The following is a 16,867-nucleotide window of genomic DNA, read 5'->3' on the forward strand; positions in this document are numbered from 1 at the left end:
TGTGTTACATTGTTCAAAGCGGAAGGACGTTTATAAATCAATCTAAAATTTAAGATTTTAAAGCTTTAGACTCAGCCTCAGGAATCGGGGCAATATAGGCAATGATTAACATCACAAAACCAGCACCAAGAAACGAAATTACACGGGTCAATGTACCAATGTGGGACAAGTCGAGTAATACCAATTTTAAAGTCACCAACATTAAAATACTGCCACCCAAGATCCATAAAGGTCGCAAATGTTTTTGACTGGCATAATTCATCGTAACAAAAGCCAAACTGACCCAAAGCAACGTAAAACTCAGTTGAATGGTCGCATTTCCCCAAATCGCCAGTTCGTTATAGGGTGTTTGAAAATAGATATGCAATGCACGTAGTACCACATAACTACTTAACCACAATACGCTCAGCACAGATAAAACTGCAATAACTCCCCGATCCATATCTTGCTCGAGTTGTAAACTCAGCATCCAAATAAAACCAGCCAAAATCGCAATACTGATCAAGTCAAATGGATTCAACACAGGCAATACATAATATTCAAAGGCGTGTTGTGAAAAAAGCTGTGAGCAAATTATCCATAGCAACACTAAAGCTAAACTACTGCGCGTTTGCCAAAATATTCTCCAGTCTGGATTTTGCTTTTGAGAATAACACCACGCACAAAATACCAAAGGTAAAATCATGATACTGATATAGGGCATAGTTGGCACAAGACTCAAACTAGTCAAAGCCAAGCTCAGCAAAGTCCCCAAACTCACCCACTCTTTTTCAAGTTTGACACTTGCCGATGGTCGTAACCATAGTACACTGAGCAGAATTCCTGCAATCGCCATACCTAGACGCTCAAATTGCGAATGCCAAACAATTTCACCCAAGTGACTGCGATTTATCACAAAAATTAGCGCAAAAAAATACAGTGGAATCACTCCGACCCATTTTGGAATCAGCCAAGACCATGTGGCTTTACAGCGCAATAACACTTCATTGAGCACTACATAAGTCAAACTCACACCGAGTAAAGCCAATACATACTGATGCTGTCCATCAAAATAATCCAATAACAGAAGCAACAACATACTGGTCGCAGCAATCAACAGCAGACTGAAAAAGGCAATCGTCGAACTCGTGATTTGTTTTTGAAATTTTTCATGCGTATTGGCAATCACCACAACAGCGACATAACTTAGGCTAAGCAGCCAATACATCGTCGTTGGGAAATAAGCCAAATCCACCCAATAATATAAACTGAATAAACCTGCAACAATCAATAATGCAATTGCCAAATAGCGACTAATCGTTGAATGACGATAAAGCGCAAATACAAAAATCAATACGCCCTCTATTGCCCAACCAATGACACTCCATTCATTTTCAAGCAAAATCGGTGGAATTAAACTGATAAAAATCAGCGCTAAACTAAAATAACTTTGTGAGATCAAATATACCGATTGATTACGTTTGGCTAAACTATATAAAACCGCAAACAATGCTGCAAAAGCTAAACTTAGACCAGCTTGCCACAAAGTTTTTTCAAAATACATCAGATATAAGAAAATATAACCCACAATCGGTGCACCAAAAATCAGTGCAATATCCAACGCAGGTTTAAGCTTAAACTGTTCAACATCTTGTTTTGCTAATAACTGACTAAAACGAAAACCAAGCCAAATAAATACTGCTGTATGTGCGCTAACCAACAGCGCTAAAGTATCTCGCTCTTGTAAGTGACCATGAACAAAAGCATAGCTTCCTGCCACAATCACAGTCATTAAAAATGCGATTTGATTAAGGATTTTCCAAGGGCGTAATGTAGTTAAGATCGCCACACAGACATTAATTACCAAATAATAGGCAACAAACTCAACAGCATTTGCATCGCGTACAGGCAAAGTGAAAGGCGCTGCTGCTGCAATTATCATTGCCATTAATGCTAACTCAATACTTTGTTGTTTTAAACTGAGGTACAAAGTCAGCAGCATAATCACGGCAAAATACAAACTTGCGCTATAAATATGAGGAATGATGTGATTGTAATAGGCAAAAAATAAGGTCAGAAACAATCCAGCCAAGCCCAAACCTTCAAGTGCTAAGGAGAAGCTACGATTTTTACGCTGTAAAAATACCCCGAAACCTGTAACCACTAAACTTACGGCTGCCACGAGAGCGAGTTTTACAGCCAAGCTCAGTTGCCAATGTTCCGTCGCAAAGCGTAAAAGTAAAATTATGCCAACGACAAGGACTAAAACAGCCACTTTTAACACGGGATTGCCTTGAAAAATCCATTGTTTGATTTGCTCAAGCAAAGTGATTTCAGAGTGGCTAGAATGTGAAGGCGGTGATGTTGCGGTGTTCAGATCATTCTGTAATACCACTGGACTTACCACATGCTGCAAACGAGATTGAATCTGCTGCACATAGCGTTCCAGTCGCCGTAACCAACGCAAGAAAAAGAAAATCCAACAGGTCAAGCCTAAGCCTATCAGCCAACTCCAATTCAAACTCATTCCAATAATTGCGACTATCGATGAAATATAAAGTGGAACTTTAGATGTAAATTGCACAGAAATCTGTTGCTGTGTAGCAAGATTCGTCAAAGGTTGTTGTAAAGCATCGACATAGTGCATCACACTCATGACAAAGGCGAGCCCACACAGATATGTCACCACCTTTAGATCAAAAAACCATGCTACTACAGCAACGATGGTCAGTACCATGAGCCAAATAATCCGAATTTCACTTTGCCCTTTTGGCATATCTATGTTTTCTCTTTCCTGAGTGATGTGATCATACAACAGCCTGAACGGCTGTTTCGCAAAAATCATCAGATATTCAGTAACAGAAGCAGCACCGTTGTCACTTCGCAATAGCGAAAAATCACGTACAATAAGCCTTATTATTTGAATTAGGAATGTTTCAATGCCACCATTTGTATTGGTTGATGGTTCATATTTTTTATTTCGTGCCTTTCATGCACTACCACCATTAACAACCTCAACGGGTTTACAAACCAATGCGATTCGTGGTGCGATTTCTGCCATTCAAAAACTGATGCGTCGTGTACAACCTACCCACATGGCTGTAATTTTCGATACGCCTGAACCCACTTTTCGTCATGAGCTGTCACCCATTTATAAAGGTGATCGTCCAAGTATGCCTGATGAACTTGCACAGCAAATTCCTTATTTACATGCTTTGATTCGTGCTTTAGGTATTCCCTTGCATATGCTGCCGGGTGCGGAAGCCGATGACATTATTGGTACATTAGCCAAACGTGCTGAAGCAGCAGGTCATCAAGTGTTGATCTCAACAGGCGACAAAGACATGGCACAGTTGGTGACTGAAAAAGTGACCTTAGAAGACAGCTTCAAAGACAAACCGATGAATATTGAAGGGGTCATTGAAAAATTTGGTGTACGTCCTGAGCAAATTATTGATTATTTAACACTCATGGGGGATGCATCCGATGGTATCAAAGGTGTTCCGGGGGTAGGTGCAAAAACTGCTGCAAAACTTCTAAATGAATATGGTGATTTGCAAAACATTATTGCCAATGCTGACAATATCAAAGGTAAGGTTGGACTGAGTATCAAAGAAAACCTAGACGGCATTAAACTTGATCATCAACTGGCAAGTATTATTATCGACCTTGATCTGAGCTTGACTTATGATGATTTGAAATTGTGCGAACCCAATGTTGCAGCGTTACGCAGCCTATATACCGAACTCGAATTTCGTAATCAGTTACAGTCGTTAGATCATCCAAATAATCCCAATGGCACGACTTATAAACAGACATCAAAACAAATCGAAAAAAACGAACAAACATCAGAAGATAAAGCCGTGGTTGTGGAAGACCAAGCCAACCTCAGTAGTGTGGATGACCAATTAGGGCAAGCAACTTACCATACCATTTTAACCCAAACGGATTGGGAGCAGTTTTTCAAGCGTTTAAGTACAGAAAAACGTTTTGCAATTGATACTGAAACCACGAGTTTAGATTATCGTGTGGCAGAAATGGTTGGATTTTCTGTTGCATTTGATGCGCATGATGCCTACTACATTCCGCTCGCCCATGATTATGAAGGTGCACCAGAACAGCTGAATCGTGATGAGATTATCCAACTTATTAAACCAATTTTAGAAGACCCAAAAGTTGAAAAAATTGGGCATCACCTAAAATACGATGCACATATTTTTGAAAATCATGGCATTCATTTACAAGGCTGGTATTTTGATACCATGTTAGCGTCCTATGTTTTAAACTCGGTGGCAACACGTCACGGTATGGATGATGTCGCTCGGGTTTATCTGAGCCACTTGACCACCACTTTTGAACAAATCGCTGGTAAAGGCGCTAAACAAAAAACCTTTAATCAAATTGAACTTGAAACAGCAGCACACTATGCAGCAGAAGATGCGCATGTAACTTATCGCTTATATGAAGTGCTGGATCGTAAGCTCAAAGAAATACCTGAACTGAGCAATATTTTGCATAATATTGAAATGCCAGTTGCCAGTGTTTTGACCTCAGTGGAAGAAAATGGCATCGCACTTAATTTGGCATTTTTGGATCAACTCAGTGTTGATTTTGCTGAAACTATTCAAAATCTTGAAAATCAAATTATTGAAATTGCGGGTGAATCTTTTAATGTTGGCTCACCGAAGCAAGTCGGTGAAGTGTTATTTGAAAAGCTCGGCTTAAAAGGTGGAAAAAAGACAGCAACAGGTCAATACAGTACATCTGAAGCAGTTTTGGAAAAAATCGATCATCCAATTACTGCACTTATTATTGAATACCGTGGTTTAACCAAACTCAAAAGTACCTATACCGAAGGTTTAAGCAAGCAAGCCAATCCTGAAACCCATCGTGTGCATACCAGTTACCATCAAGCATTGACTGCAACCGGTCGTTTATCCTCGACGGATCCAAATTTACAGAATATTCCTGTGCGTGAAGAAATTGGACGTCAAATCCGTAAAGCGTTTATTGCACCCAAAGGTCGGGTTTTACTTGCAGCCGATTATTCACAAATCGAACTGCGTTTGATGGCGCATTTCTGCCAAGATGAAGCATTAGTACATGCTTTTAACCATGGTCAAGACGTGCATCGTCGTACTGCAGCGGAAGTGTTGGGGGTAGCACTTGAAGAAGTGACTAATGATCAACGTCGCCAAGCCAAAGCCGTCAATTTCGGTCTACTTTATGGTATGTCTGAATTTGGTTTGATTCGTCAGTTAGGGTTTACTCGTCAAGAATCGCAAGAGTATATCAAACGATATTTCCATCGTTACCCAGGTATTTATGAGTATATGCAACGTACACGTCAAGTGGCGTTAGAACAAGGCTATGTCGAAACCATCACAGGTCGTCGTTTATATACACCTGATATCGATGCTCGTAATATGATGGTACGTAAAGGAGCAGAACGTGCAGCGATCAATGCGCCGCTCCAAGGTTCTGCAGCAGAAATCATTAAAATGGCAATGATCGAAGTGGATAAAATCTTACCAAAAGATCAAGCCAAACTGTTGCTACAAGTTCATGATGAATTGGTTTTTGAAGTGGATGAAGCGATTGCAGATGAATTGGCAAAACAGATTCAGGATGTGATGCAAAAAGTGTGTACCTTAACTGTGCCTTTGGTGGTAGAAGTCGGTAAAGGCAACAATTGGGATGAGGCGCATTAAACTTTAAATAAGTTCCCTCTCCTCTCTGGAGATGAGAAATACTATTTCGTAAAGGGAGAGGGATTTTCCAGCGTTTTAATAAATGAACATCCATCACCAATAAAAAAGGACTCTTACGAGTCCTTTTTTATTTAAATCATTGAATTACAAACCTGTTAATAACACCTTTGCAACTTCATTCATTAAAATTTCAGCGATATACAATGCAAGGAACGCCAAAATCGGGGAAAGATCAATCATTCCCATATTTGGCATAATACGACGAAATGGTGCAAGTAAAGGCTCTGCAAGCTCTTGAATGACCTCAATATAAGGGGAACGTGACTGCGTAAACATCACCACCCAACTCAAAATAATCGTTGCAAAAATTAAATAACGACAGAAGCGAATCAAATCCTGAATCATCGTGACAAAAGTCAAAATCAAAAGATGTACAGGGCTATTTGGCATAGCACCTTGTAAATACATGATTCCAAAAATTTTCAACAAATACAGAATAATCAATAATGCCAATGCAGCCGTATTCACTCGTCCTTTGGCAACGGTTGGGAAGATGCGACTAAAAACATCCACAATTTTGGTCGCTTTGACTGTAGACAATACCACTGGATTATATGGACTCACCATTGCCAACTGCATTAAAAAGCGAAAGAATACAAGCAAAATTGCGACGTTAATAATAATGCCAAAAATCTGCGCAGAATTTGCACCCATATCGGAATATTCCTAAATAAAATCAATAATTAAATGAGTTATTTTGTGCTATCACTTAATTCTTGTGCCAACTCTTGACTACGCTTTTGTGCTGCAGCCAAAGCAGTTTGAATATTTTGTGAAATTTGTGCACGATCAAAAACTTCTAATGCCGCTTGTGTTGTGCCATTTGGAGAAGTCACATTTTTGCGTAATTCAGCAGGTGTATTTGAACTGGTAATTGCCATTTGTGCAGCGCCCAAAGCGGTTTGAAGAGTTAAAGCTGTTGCAACTTTTTCATCCAAACCCATATTTTTGCCTGCACGGATCATACTTTCCATCATATAGAAGAAGTAAGCAGGACCAGAACCTGAAACCGCAGTCACCGCATCGATTTGTGCTTCTGAGTTAACCCAAATAGTCAGACCTGTTGCAGCTAAAACTTGACTCGCCAACTCACGGTCTACGGCAGCCACATTCTCAGTTGCAAATAAACCATGTGCACCTGTTTGTACCAACGCAGGCGTATTTGGCATGACACGTACAATACGATCAGTACCAGTCAACTCAGAAATGGTGGTAATTTCAGCCCCAGCAACAATGGAAATAATCAATTTATTTTCAAATAAACCTTTTAGCGGTTTAAGCAAACCTGCCAAAACTTGAGGTTTGACTGCCAAAACTACAACATCAGCATTTTCAATTGCAGCACGATTATTATCTGTTACATGAACGTCTTTTTCTTGTAATAATTCACGTATTTTTTCCACTGGGTCAGACACTGTGATCCGTGTTGCAGGCAGTCCACGGGTAATCAAGCCACCGATGAGGGCTTGTGCCATATTTCCACCACCAATGAAAGTAATATTACAATTTAAAGCTGCATTCATGAATTACGCTCGTTTGATTTTGCTCGCTAAGACATTAAATTTGGCTGCCAACCATCGACTTCAACATAGTCTGATTGTGCTAACCAAAAACCTTTCGGTGTAAAAACACCAAGCATAACATTATCTATGCTCAATATTTGAATTGTATGACGCAACCACGGAAAAATTTGCTGGTTTTGAATGGCTTTTTTTAAAGGCCATGCGCCCACTCGCCCATAAAAATGAATTTTTTCGCCACCTACACGATATTGCAAAGTCAGTTTTTTGTTCAGTAATGTCGGAGATAAGCCGATTTTTTCTATTTGAATATGAAATTGACCTGATGCCAAAGTCAAATCTTGCCCGAGATCACAACAAACTTGTTTAATATTTTGCTGCGGCACCTGTTTACTTGCTTGGTAAGTGGCAGCCGCCAAACGATATAAAGTATTTTGAAATCGTACATAATAAAATTGATTAAAATGCAAAGCAGCTTGTGCATCATTTTTTGATGCAATCACTTCATCTTGCACACGTTGTACCATCTCAAAAGGAGGACGATAACTACTTTCACCTTTCATCCAAACCGATAAAAGTTGGCGTTGTCGTGCTTGTGATAATGTTTGAAAGGTTGCTAGATCTAAATATTCAGCATTTCCACAAACTCTTAAGTCTTGCTGTGAAACCTCAGCCAAAATTTCGTCTGCATCTTGCATCAACTCACTGGTACGCGCCAAAGCCTGCTGCATTTTTGGATAGCGACTTTGCAAAATATACCAAAGTTCCTGTCTACACCATGCCCGATCATAATACGTGTCGAGATTGGTGGGATCATCAACATAATTGATATTACTCTGAGTTACCCATTGGCAAATCTGCTCACGGCTCAGCGCTAAAAGCGGTCGCCAAACAGTCATCTGCTCACGCACATCCAAGCTTTTCATGGCGGCTAAACCAGATACGCCAGCACCAGACAGAAGTCGTAACATCAGTGTTTCAGCTTGATCTTGCTGATGATGTGCCAATACTAAGATTTCATTATCTTTTAAATGTGTTAAATAAGCTTGATAACGTGCTTCTCGAGCTTGGTTTTCGAGATTACCTTTCGCAACCTGAACATTTTCAATAATATAAGGGATATTTAAAAACTGACATTGTGCAGCAACAAAATCTGCCCAATCATTACTGACTTCTTGAAGTTGATGATTCACATAAATGGCACGTACCTGCTGGGGACAAAGCATAGCCATAAGATACAACAACAGCATGGAATCCATGCCGCCACTGCATCCAATGAGAAATTGAGTATTGTTTTGAAATTGCTGAGATTGTTTTAAGAAGCGAGCCCTAAATTGTCGCTGCCAAACTTCATCAAACGTTGGTAACGTGCTTCGCATCGCTCCTGCGCATCCATCGGTTGTAATTCATCAAGCGCCTGTTTTAACACATCTTTCAAAGCTTCCATCACTTTGAATGGATGTAAATGTGCACCTTCACCTTCATCAACCACATACTCTACAATCCCGAGTTTTTGTAATTTATCTGCGGTTAATGCTAAAGCTTCACTGGCTTGTTCAGCTTTTTCAGCCGTTTTCCATAAAATCGAAGCGCAACCTTCAGGTGAAATCACTGAATAAATACTATGTGAAAGCATAATCACACGGTCAGCGACACCAATCCCTAATGCACCACCAGAACCACCCTCACCTAAAACTGTTGCAATGACAGGCACTTTTAAACTTGAAAGCTGCGCAAGGCTGGTCGCAATCGCTTCTGCTTGACCGCGTTCTTCGGCACCTACGCCTGGATATGCTCCCATCGTATCAATAAAAGTAAACACAGGTAGATTAAAACGCTCCGCCATATCAAGCAAACGCTGTGATTTACGATAACCCTCAGGATTACTCATCCCAAAATTATGTTGTAACTTTTCACGCGTACTACGCCCACGATGTTGACCTACAATCATCACAGGCTGACCATTAAAACGGGCTAAGCCACCCACCATAGCACCATCGTCACCGAACACACGATCGCCATGTAACGCATCAAATTCTGTAAAAATTTCGCCTACATAATCCAAAAATTGCGGACGCTCTGGATGACGTGCAATTTGAACCGTTTTCCAAGCTTTAGATTGAGCAGCTTTATTTTTCATAAGTCGAGTATTATCCCTAATTCGCCGATGACCTACACCGAGAAATTTGTGTTAATCGATAAACTGTTCCGACTGAATATTCAATTCAATGTCCCAATGCTTAAATTGCAGTAGCTCATCATGCAAATCGGCAACGAGCAATGGCCATTGTTTGGCATCACCAGAAACGCTGAGTTGCCATTGTTGCTCATTCTTAACCGTTAATTCAATGGCAGGAAGCATCTCATCGCTACGGCTGTGATTCAGCAAAACGGCAAGACGCAGCAATAAACATAAGTAAATAAGCTTGTAGCCGCCCACTCTCATCACATCAATTTTGCTATCTGTACGCAATTTTCGGCGATGATGAGCGACCAAATGTGACAAATGATTTTGATCAATTTGTGAAAAACCAGGAATATCTGAATGCTGTAATAAATAAGCACTGTGTTTATGATAACCGCTATGACTAATGGCTAAACCAATTTCATGTAAATACGCAGCACGGCGTAATAAGTCACTGTCATCATTATTTAAATTCAGTGCTGTCGCCACACTATCAAATAAATGCTGTGCTGTATCGACTACACGTTGTGCTTGCTTTAAATCTGCACTATAACGACCGATCATGGCTTGAACACTGCGATCACGGATATCTTCATGTTGAAAACGTCCAAGTAAATCGTACATTACTCCTTCACGCAAAGCACCATCAGAATAGACTAATTTATCGATATTTAAAATTTCAAAAACTGCATATAAAATGGCTAACCCAGCAGGTAATACCGCCCGACGATCTTCCTTTAAGCCCTCAAACTCCATGTCTGAAACATGTTTATATTTCAGCATCTTATCTTTGAGTTTTTCTAAACCTTCACGAGTTAAATTTTCCTGATCATCACTCCAGCCCATATTTACCGTAATTTGACGACAGGCTTTAATCGTACCACTAGAACCCACTACCGTATCCCAACCTTCAGCTTTATAAGTGTTGGCAATCGAAGTGAGTTCTTTACGTGCAGCAACAACTGCTTTATCAAAATCTTTTTGGTTAATCTCACCGTTTGGAAAATAGGCTTTAGTAAATGCCACACACCCCATTTGCAAAGATTCAGTATGGATCGGTTCAAACTCTTCACCAATAATCAATTCAGTTGACCCACCGCCAATATCAATCACCAAACGACGCCCACTATTTGCCATGGTATGGGAAACACCAAGGTAAATTAAACGTGCTTCTTCACGACCTGCGATGATTTCAATCGGTTTGGGTAAAATTTCTGCGGCTTTTTGAATAAATTCTTGACCATTCTTCGCTTGGCGCAAAGCATTGGTTGCAACAATCCGCAAGCGATTAGGCTGAACTGAGCTTAAACGTCCGACAAAGCGTGCCAAACACGCCAAGCCACGCTGTTGAGCGGCTTCGGTTAAATTTTTATTTTCATCTAGCCCAGCCGCAAGCTGAACTTTCTCTGACATTGATGCTACTTTTTTTACTTCACCATGATCGACACGTGCAATCGCCAAGTGAAAACTGTTTGACCCCATATCAATGGCAGCAAGTAATTCTTCATCAATTAAAAAATCAGACATTATTCATACAAACTCATTCAGAAGTGTGCCTAGATTAATTCACATACAAACAATTGAAAAGCCATTTATGATGACAATTCACTGAGACATTATTTTTTCTACATTTGTGACAGTTGTGTGACAATTTCAACCTTCCGATTACAGTTATCGCGAGCATCAATTAGACAAATTAACAATTAAGATCGAAAATTTACCTATTCCCCTACTTTGTATAAGATGTCTATGTAATACTTATAGACATAGATGACATCTTTAAAATATTTTGGAGCAATATCCATGTCAGGCAATATCGTAAATACTACCGATGCCAACTTTGAAGCAGACGTTTTAAAATCTGAAACTCCTGTACTTGTAGACTTTTGGGCGGGTTGGTGTGCACCATGTAAAGCCATTGCACCTGTACTCGAAGTTTTATCTGAAGAATACGCTGGTAAAGTGAAAATTGTTAAAGTGGACGTAACTGCATGTGAAGCCACTGCAGTAAACTACAACATCCGTAACATTCCTGCATTATTAATGTTTAAAGACGGCGAAGTGGTTGCACAACAAATCGGTGCAGTGCCTAAGTCTAAATTGACTGCATTCATCGACGAAAATATCTAATTCAGAGTTTAACAGTCGGTTATTCCTCAAAAATACGCCATAAAAATATGGCGTATTTTTCTTCTATTGATTGACAATTTTAAAGTTCTCACTTATATTCCATGCATAAGAAATTTTGGGGCGTCATTCCAGTTTCTTAAAACACAACACATAAGATCGCCACTCGGCAACAGAAATTGTTTTACACATTTCTCCTCGAAAGAACTAATTAGATTCTGAGTTTTGTTATTGTGCAAATACAATTCCACTCACCTATTGTACTGCGGGCGATTTTTGCTTCTTTCTTTTATCTCTGTGTACCACAACACATCCTTACATCAATCTGACATCTATGAACTTAACTGAACTCAAGAAAAAACCGATTGGCGAACTCATTAAGATTGCTGAGTTTATGGGCCTTGAAGGAATGGCTCGTAACCGCAAACAAGACATTATTTTTGCCATCTTAAAACGTCATGCAATGAATGGCGAAGAAATTTTTGGTGATGGTGTTCTAGAAATTTTGTCTGATGGGTTTGGCTTCCTACGTTCGGCTGCTGGCTCTTACTTAGCAGGACCAGATGATATCTATGTGAGCCCATCGCAAATTCGCCGTTTCAATTTAAGAACTGGGGATACCATTACTGGTACGATTCGCCCACCTAAAGAAGGTGAACGTTATTTTGCTTTATTAAAAGTAAATCAAATTAACTATGACACACCTGAAAATTCACGTAATAAAATTTTATTTGAAAACTTAACACCTTTATTCCCAACTGAACAATTGGTTATGGAATTAGGTAATGGTTCAACAGAAGATCTAACCGCACGTGTTGTCGACTTAATCGCACCAATTGGTAAAGGTCAACGTTCAATCATTGTTGCACCACCGAAAGCAGGTAAGACCATGTTATTACAAAACATCGCACAGTCGATTGTTCGTAATAATCCTGAATGCTTCCTAATCGTTCTCCTAATTGACGAACGTCCTGAAGAAGTAACTGAAATGGAACGTACTGTGCGTGGTGAAGTGGTTGCTTCAACCTTTGATGAATCACCTGCACGCCACGTCCAAGTGGCTGAAATGGTGATCGAAAAAGCAAAACGTCTGGTTGAACATAAAAAAGATGTGGTGATCTTGCTCGATTCGATTACTCGTCTAGCACGTGCCTATAACACTGTGATTCCGTCATCAGGAAAAGTCTTAACTGGTGGTGTGGATGCACATGCACTTGAACGTCCAAAACGCTTCTTTGGTGCAGCACGTAATATTGAAGAAGGTGGCTCACTCACTATCATTTCTACTGCATTGATTGAAACAGGCAGTAAAATGGATGAAGTCATCTACGAAGAATTCAAAGGTACAGGTAACCAAGAGATTACACTTGATCGCCGTATTGCAGAAAAACGTGTCTTCCCTGCGATGAATATCAAAAAATCGGGGACACGCCGTGAAGAACGCTTAATGAGCGAAGAAAATCTGCGTAAAGTTTGGATTTTACGTAAACTTCTACATACACAAGATGAGTTAGCGGCAATGGAGTTCTTACTAGATCGTATGAAAGAAACCAAAACCAATGATGATTTCTTTGACCAAATGAAGCGTAAAGCAACTAACTAAAGTTTTATTTATTTTAAGAAGGCTATCTATAACGATAGCCTTTTTATTTGGTTGACTTTGTTTACATAAAATTACACAGATAACTTCTGACTGTTAACCTATATTACAAGCCCTTGAATAATAATATTTTTGATAAATAAATTTTATGTTTTTTAATCAGTTAGCTTGCAATTATCCAATATAAAATGAAATATTAATTGTAAATATCTGTTAAAAAAACGTCATTTTATACCCTTTTTTCACATTTTTTTAATTTGAGGCAGTAGCAATTCTAAATCCGCAGTGATAGCATATTCGCATACCAGTTAGACTGCTATGCACAAAGCAAAAAACAGGCTAACTTGGGTTTTTTGTCTCAATTTATTTTATGAGAGTGATGCCATGTTATTCAAAAAAATCGCTATTGCTGCTGCAGTTGCTACTACTTTAGCTTTCGTTGGTTGTGCTAAAAAAACTGAAGAAGCTGCTGCTGACGCTAACGCTGCAGCTTCTGAAGCTGTAGAAGCTGCTTCTGAAGCTACTGCTGCTGCTGACGCTGCTGCTGCTACTGACACTGCTGCTGCTTCTGCTGCTGTAGATGCTGCTGCTGACGCTACTGCTGCTGCTTCTGACGCTACTGCTGCTGCTGCTGACGCTACTGCTGCTGCATCTGCTGCTCAATAATAATCAATTTAGATTATTATCAGAAAAAGAGAACCTTATTGGTTCTCTTTTTTATGCTCAAAATTTATATCTAAAAGTTTTGTACCTATCATTATTCTTTTCAATTTCAAAAATAAAAACTTATTCAATCCCAATAATACTGCTTTGCGCTTAAACTCACTCTCTCCCTCAACTCATCTACCCAACAATAATTACTTATTCTATTTACCTAATTTTAAATCATAAAAAACCCCAAGTTTTCACTCAGGGTTTCCAATATAAAGTCAGTATGAAGAAAATTAATCTTCTTGTTCTGTACCTACACGCTGTCTAAACTTTTGCCCTGCACGGAAAGTCACTACACGACGCGCAGAAATTGGAATCTCTTCCCCAGTTTTCGGATTACGACCTGGACGTTGGCGTTTATCACGCAATTCAAAGTTACCAAATCCTGAAAGTTTGACTTGTTCACCCGCAATTAATGCCTGGCTAATTTCATCAAAAAACAACTCGACCATTTGCTTTGCTTCACGACGGTTCAAACTCGTAAGCTCACTTAAATGATCAGCCATTTCTGCTTTTGTTAATGCTGTCATGAGGCCCTCAATGTCGCTTGATAAGTGTTTTCTAACACTTGAATAATATTATCCATACCAGATTTAATTTCAGCATCTTCAAGTGTACGTGTAGGATGTTGCCATAACAATGCAAATGCCAATGAGCGCTTACCTTGTTCAACGCCTTGTCCAGTGTACACATCAAACAACCAAGTTGCATCTAACAGTTCGCCACCTGTTTGTTGTATAAGTTGCTGAATTTCACTAACATTAATCTTATCATTAATTACCAGTGCAATATCACGTCTGACCGATGGAAATCGTGATAATTCTGTAAAATTAGATACATAAGTTTGCAAAACAGCCAATTGATCAAATTCAGCGACCCAAGTTATTGCTAAATCAAGTTCATTTTCTAATGAAGGATGCAAACGACCTAAGTAACCAATTGACTTCCCATCCACCAAAATCTCAGCAGACTGACCAGGATGCAACCATTCACGTTCAGAACGTACATATTCAACCTGTACACGACCCGCAGCCAATAACTCTTCCACTTCACCTTTAAAGTCAAAGAAATCCATTGCCTGTGGTTTGGCATGCCATGATTCAGCTTGTTTCGCCCCTGTTGCAATCATTGCCAAGGTAGGAATCTGTTTAAGATCATCAATGCCTTGCGCATTTTGATAATCAAAACGTAAACCCAGCTCAAAGAAACGTACACGACTTTGTTGACGATTAAGATTGTACTGTACGCATGGGATCAAACTTGAAAGCAAAGTTGAACGCATCACAGCCAAATCACTTGAAATTGGGTTTGCTAATGCCAATGGATTCACCTGTGAATTCAGTTGCTTTTCAAGTTTTAAATCGGCAAAGCTAAAACTAATCGCTTCTTGATAACCTAAAGTCACTAAAGTTTGGCGTAATTGCGGCAATTCATATTGGTCTTGATGTTTTGCTAATTTCACATCAATGACAGGCAAACTGATTTGAATATTATCATAGCCGTGAATACGGGCAACTTCTTCAATCAGGTCTTGGTAAATCGCCATATCATAGCGATGTGAAGGTGGTACTACAGACCATTCACCTTGTGCTTTAACCGTAACTTCACAACCTAAACGTTGTAATGCGTCCGTGATAAAATCAGATTCAACTGTATAACCCAACAACTGATCGACTTGCGCCTGATTCAGCTCAATCGCATCACGTTTTGGCAATAATTCAGCTTTTTCAGCTACTGTGATTGGACCAAACTCACCACCAGCAAGCTGTTGAATCAATTGTGATGCACGGTGCATGGCAAGCATTGGCAATTCAAAATCAACACCACGTTCATAACGTTGTGATGCATCGGTATGTAAACCGAAACTACGGGCACGACCTGCAATTGCAAGTGGTGCAAAGAATGCAGATTCCAGGAATATTTCAGTGGTTTCATCTGTCACAGATGAAGATAAACCACCCATGATACCTGCGATTGCCAATGCTTTGGCATCATCTGCAATCACCATCACATTTTCAGACAGTTCAACTTCTTGCTCATTGAGTAAAACCAATTTTTCTTGAGCAGTTGCCTGACGCACATGCACAGAACCTTGTACTTTGCCACCATCAAAAGCATGTAAAGGCTGACCAAGCTCCATCAACACATAGTTGGTAATGTCGACTAAAATACTGTGCTGACGAATACCTGAGCGTGCTAAAGCTTGCTCCATCCATGCAGGAGTCGGTGCTTTAGTGTTGACATTTTTAATCACACGACCTAAATATCGTGGACAACCTTCAGTCGTAATCACAACTTGCTTTTGATCTGCAATTGTTGCTGCAACCTCTTTAATTTCAGGTGCAGTTACAGGCAATTGGTTAATAACACCCACTTCACGGGCAATACCACGAATACTGAAACAGTCACCACGGTTTGGCGTGATACTGATATCAATCACGTTGTCATCAAGATTTAGATATTCACGAATATTTACACCGACTGGCGCATTATCAGGAAGCTCTAACAGACCATCAACTTTATCTTCAAGATCAATTTCAGAAGCCCCACACAGCATACCTTGTGATTCCACACCACGAAGTTTACCTTTTTTAATTTTAAAATCCCCAGGTAATACTGCACCAATCGTTGCAACAGGCGCTTTCATTCCTTCACGGACATTTGGCGCACCGCAGACAATCTGCAATGGCTCACCTGAACCAATATTCACCGTTGTTACCCGTAAACGGTCTGCATCAGGATGCTGTACAACGGTTAAAACTTCCCCAACCACTACACCTGTAAATGGTTTTGCAGCAGGCGTTAAGTCATCAATTTCCAGACCTAACATGGTTAGCTGGTCAGATAAAGTTTCGCTATCAATCGCAGGATTTACCCACGTGCGTAACCAATTTTCGCTAATTTTCATTTCAAAAAACCTATTATTTCTAAATTTCTAATCCCCCTCTAACTCCCCCTTTAAAAAGGGGGAGAA

The 16,867-nt window shown here is 39.7% G+C and carries 12 protein-coding genes; 4 read left to right on the forward strand and 8 right to left on the reverse strand.

Annotated elements, in window-relative coordinates; genetic code table 11:
* Positions 1-49: 49 nt before the first annotated feature.
* A complete protein-coding gene (locus DJ533_RS15965) occupies positions 50-2,755 on the reverse strand; it encodes a DUF2339 domain-containing protein (protein WP_065993542.1) in 2,706 nt (901 codons plus the stop codon).
* Between the two features lie 163 nt (positions 2,756-2,918).
* Between DJ533_RS15965 and polA the strand changes: the two genes are divergently transcribed.
* Positions 2,919-5,690: a DNA polymerase I gene (polA, locus tag DJ533_RS15970; protein WP_065993541.1), complete on the forward strand. Its 2,772-nt coding sequence runs from the start codon at positions 2,919-2,921 to the stop codon at positions 5,688-5,690.
* A gap of 144 nt (positions 5,691-5,834) precedes the next feature.
* Here the strand turns inward: polA and DJ533_RS15975 are convergent, their stop codons facing one another.
* The 5 genes from DJ533_RS15975 to ppx are packed head-to-tail and all read right to left on the reverse strand — an operon-like array spanning position 5,835 to position 10,982.
* A complete protein-coding gene (locus DJ533_RS15975) occupies positions 5,835-6,404 on the reverse strand; it encodes a YggT family protein (RefSeq protein WP_065993540.1) in 570 nt (189 codons plus the stop codon).
* Positions 6,405-6,442: 38 nt separating this feature from the next.
* Positions 6,443-7,273 (reverse strand): pyrroline-5-carboxylate reductase, encoded by an 831-nt coding sequence (gene proC, locus DJ533_RS15980; protein WP_065993539.1) that lies wholly within the window; start codon positions 7,271-7,273, stop codon positions 6,443-6,445.
* Positions 7,274-7,299: 26 nt separating this feature from the next.
* Entirely contained in the window at positions 7,300-8,649 is a 1,350-nt protein-coding gene (tilS, locus tag DJ533_RS15985; protein WP_081406084.1) for a tRNA lysidine(34) synthetase TilS, read from the reverse strand.
* Complete coding sequence (locus tag DJ533_RS15990; protein ID WP_065993538.1) at positions 8,586-9,410, reverse strand: acetyl-CoA carboxylase carboxyltransferase subunit alpha; 825 nt, start codon at positions 9,408-9,410, stop codon at positions 8,586-8,588. The genes tilS and DJ533_RS15990 overlap by 64 nt, the downstream gene beginning before the upstream one ends.
* Positions 9,411-9,461: 51 nt before the next feature.
* On the reverse strand, positions 9,462-10,982 hold the full coding sequence (gene ppx, locus DJ533_RS15995; protein WP_065993537.1) for an exopolyphosphatase: 1,521 nt from the start codon (positions 10,980-10,982) through the stop codon (positions 9,462-9,464).
* A 276-nt stretch (positions 10,983-11,258) separates the two neighbouring features.
* Between ppx and trxA the strand changes: the two genes are divergently transcribed.
* The 3 genes from trxA to DJ533_RS16010 all read left to right on the forward strand — a co-directional run bounded on the left by trxA (position 11,259) and on the right by DJ533_RS16010 (position 13,848).
* Entirely contained in the window at positions 11,259-11,585 is a 327-nt protein-coding gene (gene trxA / locus DJ533_RS16000; protein WP_065993536.1) for a thioredoxin, read from the forward strand.
* Between the two features lie 331 nt (positions 11,586-11,916).
* On the forward strand, positions 11,917-13,185 hold the full coding sequence (gene rho / locus DJ533_RS16005) for a transcription termination factor Rho (protein ID WP_065993535.1): 1,269 nt from the start codon (positions 11,917-11,919) through the stop codon (positions 13,183-13,185).
* Positions 13,186-13,566: 381 nt separating this feature from the next.
* Positions 13,567-13,848, forward strand: a complete 282-nt coding sequence (locus tag DJ533_RS16010) for a hypothetical protein (RefSeq protein WP_065993534.1) — start codon at positions 13,567-13,569, stop codon at positions 13,846-13,848.
* A gap of 278 nt (positions 13,849-14,126) precedes the next feature.
* Here the strand turns inward: DJ533_RS16010 and DJ533_RS16015 are convergent, their stop codons facing one another.
* Both DJ533_RS16015 and pheT read right to left on the reverse strand, forming a co-directional pair.
* Positions 14,127-14,423 carry an integration host factor subunit alpha gene (locus DJ533_RS16015; RefSeq protein WP_004723042.1) on the reverse strand — a complete coding sequence of 99 codons (297 nt, stop codon included), beginning with the start codon at positions 14,421-14,423 and terminating at the stop codon, positions 14,127-14,129.
* Complete coding sequence (pheT, locus tag DJ533_RS16020) at positions 14,420-16,801, reverse strand: phenylalanine--tRNA ligase subunit beta (protein ID WP_065993533.1); 2,382 nt, start codon at positions 16,799-16,801, stop codon at positions 14,420-14,422. The genes DJ533_RS16015 and pheT overlap by 4 nt, the downstream gene beginning before the upstream one ends.
* Positions 16,802-16,867 lie beyond the last annotated feature (66 nt).

It is taken from the genome of Acinetobacter defluvii, from assembly GCF_001704615.3.
GTDB classification, from domain to species: Bacteria; Pseudomonadota; Gammaproteobacteria; order Pseudomonadales; family Moraxellaceae; genus Acinetobacter; species Acinetobacter defluvii.

Bases quoted from the DNA above. Each gene is read 5' to 3' on its own strand.
- DJ533_RS15965 (WP_065993542.1), bottom strand. From the start codon at position 2,755: ATGCCAAAAGGGCAAAGTGAAATTCGGATTATTTGGCTCATGGTACTG.
- polA (WP_065993541.1), top strand. From the start codon at position 2,919: ATGCCACCATTTGTATTGGTTGATGGTTCATATTTTTTATTTCGTGCC.
- DJ533_RS15975 (WP_065993540.1), bottom strand. From the start codon at position 6,404: ATGGGTGCAAATTCTGCGCAGATTTTTGGCATTATTATTAACGTCGCA.
- proC (WP_065993539.1), bottom strand. From the start codon at position 7,273: ATGAATGCAGCTTTAAATTGTAATATTACTTTCATTGGTGGTGGAAAT.
- tilS (WP_081406084.1), bottom strand. From the start codon at position 8,649: ATGCGAAGCACGTTACCAACGTTTGATGAAGTTTGGCAGCGACAATTT.
- DJ533_RS15990 (WP_065993538.1), bottom strand. From the start codon at position 9,410: ATGAAAAATAAAGCTGCTCAATCTAAAGCTTGGAAAACGGTTCAAATT.
- ppx (WP_065993537.1), bottom strand. From the start codon at position 10,982: ATGTCTGATTTTTTAATTGATGAAGAATTACTTGCTGCCATTGATATG.
- trxA (WP_065993536.1), top strand. From the start codon at position 11,259: ATGTCAGGCAATATCGTAAATACTACCGATGCCAACTTTGAAGCAGAC.
- rho (WP_065993535.1), top strand. From the start codon at position 11,917: ATGAACTTAACTGAACTCAAGAAAAAACCGATTGGCGAACTCATTAAG.
- DJ533_RS16010 (WP_065993534.1), top strand. From the start codon at position 13,567: ATGTTATTCAAAAAAATCGCTATTGCTGCTGCAGTTGCTACTACTTTA.
- DJ533_RS16015 (WP_004723042.1), bottom strand. From the start codon at position 14,423: ATGACAGCATTAACAAAAGCAGAAATGGCTGATCATTTAAGTGAGCTT.
- pheT (WP_065993533.1), bottom strand. From the start codon at position 16,801: ATGAAAATTAGCGAAAATTGGTTACGCACGTGGGTAAATCCTGCGATT.